Annotated in this window: 6 protein-coding genes; all 6 read right to left on the minus strand. The window is 43.6% G+C overall.

Annotated elements, in window-relative coordinates; genetic code table 11:
* Nucleotides 1-2: 2 nt before the first annotated feature.
* Nucleotides 3-1,475 (minus strand): hypothetical protein, encoded by a 1,473-nt coding sequence (locus AB4405_RS03805; RefSeq protein ID WP_372059701.1) that lies wholly within the window; start codon nucleotides 1,473-1,475, stop codon nucleotides 3-5.
* Nucleotides 1,475-2,254 carry an outer membrane lipoprotein-sorting protein gene (locus tag AB4405_RS03810; RefSeq protein ID WP_372059703.1) on the minus strand — a complete coding sequence of 260 codons (780 nt, stop codon included), beginning with the start codon at nucleotides 2,252-2,254 and terminating at the stop codon, nucleotides 1,475-1,477. The genes AB4405_RS03805 and AB4405_RS03810 overlap by 1 nt, the downstream gene beginning before the upstream one ends.
* Nucleotides 2,247-3,578 (minus strand): ABC transporter permease, encoded by a 1,332-nt coding sequence (locus AB4405_RS03815; RefSeq protein ID WP_372059704.1) that lies wholly within the window; start codon nucleotides 3,576-3,578, stop codon nucleotides 2,247-2,249. Before AB4405_RS03815 ends, AB4405_RS03810 begins: the two co-directional genes overlap by 8 nt.
* A 102-nt stretch (nucleotides 3,579-3,680) precedes the next feature.
* Entirely contained in the window at nucleotides 3,681-4,364 is a 684-nt protein-coding gene (locus AB4405_RS03820; protein ID WP_372059705.1) for an ABC transporter ATP-binding protein, read from the minus strand.
* Between the two features lie 392 nt (nucleotides 4,365-4,756).
* Nucleotides 4,757-5,830, minus strand: coding sequence for an RHS repeat domain-containing protein (locus AB4405_RS03825; protein WP_372059706.1), 1,074 nt, complete (start codon nucleotides 5,828-5,830; stop codon nucleotides 4,757-4,759).
* A gap of 85 nt (nucleotides 5,831-5,915) precedes the next feature.
* Nucleotides 5,916-6,998 carry an MBL fold metallo-hydrolase gene (locus AB4405_RS03830; RefSeq protein WP_372059707.1) on the minus strand — a complete coding sequence of 361 codons (1,083 nt, stop codon included), beginning with the start codon at nucleotides 6,996-6,998 and terminating at the stop codon, nucleotides 5,916-5,918.
* Nucleotides 6,999-7,164: the final 166 nt, after the last annotated feature.

The raw sequence follows: 7,164 nt of genomic DNA on the forward strand, positions 1-7,164 counted from the left end.
AATTAGAACCTCCCTTTTATATTAATCAACATGTTATAGCGTTCAGGCAGATTTGCATATACAGAACTGTCCGCGCCAGCAACATAACGCGCAGCCAGTTCAAGGTGCAGGTTCGAATTCCCGTTGTCCAACATCATAAAATCGAGCCATTGTGTCGCAATGACACCACCATCTTCAGGTGAGATCATAACGTCTATTTTTGGTGTTAAACGATCGGCTAGCCCGAGTTCTCGACTCCATTGCCAATTTGCCCATGCAGATGGATCGAGCGCCCAATGTAACATTACACTATGCTGAACCAAATTCTGTTGGGTATACCCCAGCCCGTATGAGTTGGCGACTATCGGGTAAACGTTCGCCGCGGCGTCATAAGCATGTTGCCATTGACTCTGACTCCATGCTCTCTCGTCATACCAATATTCGGCGATGACACTATTACCCGACTCATGCGCCCATGTTATGCCGACAAGGTATTGAACGGCATTTTTGCCTTCAGACAACGTCGCAGGCTTTTGATCGGCAAATGTATACGTGAGGTAACGGCGCTGGAGTGAAGCAGAAGAATGCACCTCCCAAGCATCGCCAAAGACCGTAACAAAGCTACCAGCGATCATCCCTTCTCTCACATTGTCGTAGTAGGTTATCGCTTGTAATTCAGAATCACCTAGTAATGTGTAATAACGCATACCGAGTCCCTGTTGTTCATTGGCTTTTTCAAACTCAGTGCTAGTGAGCTGAGTCCAGCTCGAATCAGTGGTGATAAACGTCAATTCAGATTGATCACCATAATGGGACACCGCCAGTGTTCCAGCCCCCTCCTCAATCTGAATTCCGACGGGATTGCGGCGATAAGGATTAAACAAATCTAACACTCGATAGCCATAACCCACACCCCAGTCTATGCGAGCCTTTCCAGCTAGCATATCCCACTCCCTATCACCTATCATGAATGACGATTCAATGACGGCTTCGCGAACCACCAAGTCTGTGCTGCGCTCTTGATAATACCTAGAGTGAGTATCAACACTGTTGTATAAATCGCTGTTGAGCAATGCAACGCTTCCAGAAAAAGCGTCAAATTGAACACCAACGTCAATCACTCCGTTTACCTTAGAGACTTGGCTGGCCTCTTGTTGCGAAAAGAAACGCGAGGTTTGAGCGCCAATACTTTGCGCATTGACTTGATAGTCCACACTAAAGGACAGCGCATCAAAATAGCGTCGCACACCATTTTTATTCACTTCATTGGAATCCTCATTCACGTTATTTGAATCAACAGCTGCACTGGACTCACTGGACGTCAATGGCTCATTTAAATGATGACTGTCAGTTCGAGGCTTGTACGTACTCGAATGGTCATATTCAGTCGCGATGACATTAGTGGAAACAACAAAGCTGATAACCAATCCAGCAACGCTCGATAATCCATCACGCTGGTTCCACCTTATGCAGCGACGACCAGGGTCACTTTTCATTATTCAATCCCTAGCTGCTTATTCTTAGATAAGAACGCAGGGTTGTAATACTTGTTCGGCAGCGAGTAAGGTTCGATGGACTGATAATCAATGACTGTTTTTTTATTCATTTGGATCTGGTCACGTAAGATCATGGCGGTAACACGTCGCTCACCATTTCTGACACCCTGTTCAAATTGCGCTTTCTTTGCCAACTTTCCAGAGCGTAAGTAAAGGTCAGCCTGAATGGGAAATGCGGTTTTGTTATCCAACCATAGATCTATTTGTTGGTAACTTGCGCCTGCGGTTTTCGCTACCAGTTTCAGCCTCTTGGTTTTTGTCATCGAGCCATCTGAGGCTAAGATGTCTTCATTTTCTATCATCTGCCCTTGATAATCTTGGCTCCACGTCAATGTCGATATGTCACCGACCGACGCCTCTCCAAGTAGTTTTTGCATAGGTGTAATACGAATCGGTCGGCGACTTTTCGGCATTAATAACCAATAATTATCTCCGAGCATCAACATTTTTTGTCCTTTCTCGACATTAGCCTTAAACACGACCAAGGATTCACGATTAGGCTTTAGATAGACATCATAAAGACGCGTTTTATCCAACTTATCATCTTGATAAAGCCTAACCTCAGACACGACACGAGATGCGCCTGCATCCAAACGATAGCGATCAGCTTGCTTGATTAATGATTCTGCCTCTGAAGCAAGAGCGGAGACAGAGGCCGCGGAGACAAGCATCGCTACAATACCGCGCAGTTTTATCGTAATCAGCCATGATTTATACATAAGATAACGCCTCTGTTATGGGTTTTTGAGCGCCTTTACGTGCAGACACATAGGCGGCGAACATGCAAATTATCAATATTACCAACGAGGAATACATTGCAACTTGAGGGGAAAAAACAATCTCTAACGGGTACCCTTCGGAGCGTCCTGGCGGGGGTGGCATTTGTATATCTGCCACCTTAAGAAGTAATGTCGTGGCAAGTGCTAGCCCTGCCCCTATTACGCTACCAATGAGTGCGATGAGGATCGATTCTCGTACAAATCCGCCAATGATTTCTCTAGGATAACTGCCAAGTGCAGACAGCGTGCCGATTTCTCGTGTACGTTCTGTCACGGTCATTGTCATGGTATTAAACAAGGCAACAAATACCACCAGCCCCATCACCACACCAAGCACCCCAAAAATACCGTTATAAAGCCCACGAACCTTGTGATAAAAAAATGCCCGTTCTTGCCAAGGCGTCGTCTCTAAGTTTTGAGCGTCACCCTGCAAGCTAAATTCCTTACTTGTCTGGTACTCACTGAGGCGTTGATTGACGTCGAGTAATCCTTGTGACGTATATTTGGTATCGCTCAAGTAGAGCGATAACGTACTAATGCGCTCTGAATTGAGTAAATCTTGTGCCGCACCTATACCAACGTAAACCTGACGCTTATCCATTTCCGGCACACCGGTGGAATACACGCCGGTCACCTCAAAATCAATCGCATTTAGTGCGCCATCGCTTGTCGTGGCTAACAGTGTGACCCAATCTCCTTCTGAAACCTGTAAATTATGAGCGAGATCTTTCGCAATCATAATGCCAGCGTCCATTTCATTGCCAAACTCGCTGTCTTTAAGGCTCACCTCGCCATCAAATAGCGAAGCCCCCGCAGATCGGTAATCTTGCAACGTATTTCCCGACTCCATCTGAACAAAACCATCTCGCACCTGAAACTCATTAGGCTCGACCCCATTACCAATGAAGATTGCTGATTTTCTACCATTCGAGATTAACCCTGAGAAGTACACGCGAGGTTGGACACTTCTAGCGTGCTCCACATCGCCGAGTAAGGCGATAAGCGATTGCGGGTCACGCACTCCATTTTCCAGCGGCATCTCTTCTTCAGAAGTGAAGTAACCCGCTTGGGTCACGGTAATGTGTCCAACATCATTGGCCGTTGATTTCTCTAACGCTTGATAAGTAAACAAGCCAAAACCGGCCGCCGCGGTCAGTGCAAAAATAGCAATCGCTACGATCGACAATGAGAGCATGGTGCGCCTACGATTACGTAATAAGTATAAAAACGGCATTTTGAACGAATAGAGTATGTGTGTGATCATGTTGCTTCCTTTTTCTGGTGGCTGTCGTCAATACAATCGGTCATCCCGACCTATATAACGTCTTCAATGAACGCGGTGCTCATTCGTGACATTCCTTGATGACTAACTGGCCCACTCGTGCGGCTGATGGCTTATTTCTCCGTCGACCAGATCAATCATCCGATCACATCGCGTTGCCATCCTTCCATCATGGGTCGCAACAATAAACGTCGTTGCTTGCTCATGCCCTAAGGTTTTCATTAGTTCAATGACCTGGCTAGCAGATGCACTATCAAGGCTTGCTGTCGGTTCGTCTGCAATAACGAGGCAGGGTTTATGGACCAATGCTCTAGCAATAGCCACACGCTGTTGCTGCCCCCCAGACAATTGCTCCGGTCGGTGATGAACCCAATCACCTAACCCGACCTTTTCAAGCATTTCCAGCGACAAGCGTTTCTGGTTTTTCTGGCTATAACCATTCAACGCTAGCGGGTAGCTGACGTTTTCTAACGCGCTCATCACAGGAACCAAATTGAAACGCTGAAAAATAAATCCCAGATTTTCGCGGCGATACTGAGTCAATTCCTGTGGTGTTTTTGACAATATTCCATCGCCAAAGGTAATGTCTCCATCGTACTGAGTGTCCAGCATGCCTAAAATATTGAGTAGTGTGCTTTTCCCCGAGCCTGACGGACCACATAGTGCAACTAACTCCCCCTGTGCAATGTGCCCAGACACGCCACCTAATGCCTGTACTTGATTTTGGCCGAGTGAATAATGCTTTGAGATACCATCAAATTTCATCATGTTGTCGCTCTCCTGTAGATTGACCATTAGCCTACCGCCTTTGAAGAGCCTCGACATGTGGATGCGACATACGGTCAGCATCGAAGATTAACGGTTGTTATAGAGGACAAACGGGAGCAGGTATTTTGAGGTGTTCCGTAACATTGGTTGCTAAACGACACTTCTTACTTGTCATGGTTCACCTCATTAGTGATTGTGCTCACTTAACTCAGTGTCCAAAACTGCTGGTGCGGATCATGTATGGTTTTTTGTAAAATCAATTGGCTGCATCGGTTTCTTGCGGAGTCGTCTATCTGTTAGTAGATAATGGTGTTAACTCAATTAATCTATTATTCAGATAACAGCAAAAGCAAAACACTCACCCAAAGAAACTACCGGTTAGTGTTTATCTTTTAAAGCAAGTCATTCAGTTGAATATCAACGTATTGATATTTAATGGTACTGATTAAGTTTTGGCTATTATATTCCCCTAAACTCATATGGCGCTCTTCAAATAAGAGACCATTTAACTTCCAGATATAATAATTAATAGTCATGGATCTATGTACTGGTTCACTACCTTGTATATTCCTGCTTTCATAAACATGTCGTTCTTCAATCAAACGATTGTTATCATCATATGTGTAATACCATTCACTTTTTTGGCCACTTAGTACCTGGTCATCAACCACAACTTCACCATATGATGAGACTTTTATAAGCGTGTTTGAGGTGTCATAAAGGTAATTTATTGTGTCGATTCTGGTCCCTATAAGCCCTACCTGTGAGTATTTTTCGCTCTTAGATTTGTTACCTAAGCTGTCATAATGATGGATATAGTATTCTACCTGGATTCCATCAACATTTAGTGACGAAGCGATTAACTGACCACTTTTTGAATACTCGAAAGAACGCGCCACTTTACTCCCATTCGGGTAATCTTCAGTTTCCTTAGCAATATTCCCATCCTGATTATATTGATAGGTCATGACACTCATCGGCCTACCATTTTTGACAATAGAACGTGTTAATAGCTCGTCAGAAGCATCATATTTGTAAGACTCCACGGTAGTTTTAGAAAAACCAAAGCGTGACCGTTTTTGCGCTAACCTCCCTTGTTTGTCATATGCATAATTTTGCTCCTGTATGTCCGAGCGTTTACGGTTCTGGTAGCTATAACTGATTCGTGAAATGACCGGAAAAGTCAGGCTTAGTACATCATGTTTGTATTTCCCATCAATAAATTGACTAAGGTAGGCTCTTGCATCATCCAGTGATTCGATTTTATCGACTATCTGCTTTTCAAGTGATTTTTTTTGAATATTCTGTTCTTTCAAATCGTTAACCTTATTCAAACTCATTACGTCTATACCAGAGGGAAGACTTTTAGCAATGACTACATCACTGTTAATGAACAAGGAAATAACCAAGCAGACACTAACGAGAATATTCAACTGAACAAAGCCCTGGCTATTTCGTTGCTTCATTATTTGTTTCTCCTGATATATGGCATGAGCCAGATGAACCACCTCTAAGTTCCCGACCGAAAAAGAAATGTGGATAAGGTTAAGGTTAGTATTTAGGTGCGATACTTTTCTCTGGATTAAGAACCATTAATTGCATCCACATCATTTCGCAGTTCTCTTTTGAGTTCAGCCTAACATTACGGACACGACCAACCCACTTTTCTTCCCACTTTGCTGCACACATGCTTGAGCCAGCTTCAATAACCTCTTTATAAATCCAATGCTCTGAGCCATCAGAATAACGCCTCATCGTTTCTGCTACTTTCTCTTGAAACTCAGGTGATGCTGCAGCCTCATAAGTAAATTTCTTCATATCACCGACCATGTCTCTATAAGTTTCAAAGTGAGCGCGAGTTGGCACTATCCTTTCATGTCCATTAAAAATGAGCTCGAAGTCGTATGTATCAAGAATAATTTCCGGCAACCTCCATGTCATGATTGCATCAATAGCTTCACCAAAGTGAAGCCATGGCGCTGCGTCAGCATGAAACGTGTCTGTCGCTAGGAGAATTTTATGTTCCGGTGCATATACAAGGCTATCTGCATGTGAGTGCCAGTTTCTATCCAAGTCTTTAAATTCAAGACGTAATCCCCCCGTTTCTAAGACATAACTATCTTCCCAAATCACATCAGGTACTGGTCGCATAGGATCGTTGGCATCTTTTAGTAAATTAGCAGTTTCATTGTTACCTATTTTAATTGCAGAATCAGGGAAAAAGGTCATGCCACCAGCGTGGTCAGCATGGTGGTGAGAATAGATAACGTGGGTGATTGGTTTATCTGTGACTTCCGCTATCGCTTTTAGAGTATGAGGTGAAACATCTGGTAATGCGTCGTAGACCACAACGCCTACATCAGTCACAAAAAATATTTGATGCTCAAAGTTATCATGCACAAAATAGACATTTTCTGCGACCTTAAAATAGTTATACCCTCGCTCTGGAAGCGGCTCGTATACATAATCTCTAATACTATACTTTGACTTCATCTCCTCTATATTGAAAGTATCTTGATTAGATGAAGCTTCGTTTGCCATTATGTTAAAGCTTGAAGCAGAAAGTATTGAGAACAAGCATAAACTTAAGGCGCTTTTCGCCAACCCTTCTATGGGATAGATTACAGTATTCATTAGACTTACTCCTCGATGGCTGCAAATGATAACTCATGCCAATATGGTTATTACCGAGGTAAGTATAGTCCAACGCTTATATTTCACTACAAACGCACTCATAAACATCGCCACTTAAAACGTAAGCACTCATTACTCAGCATAACACAGTGTCTTTACACGGAAC

It is taken from the genome of Vibrio sp. 10N.261.51.F12, assembly GCF_041471725.1.
Lineage (GTDB): Bacteria > Pseudomonadota > Gammaproteobacteria > Enterobacterales > Vibrionaceae > Vibrio.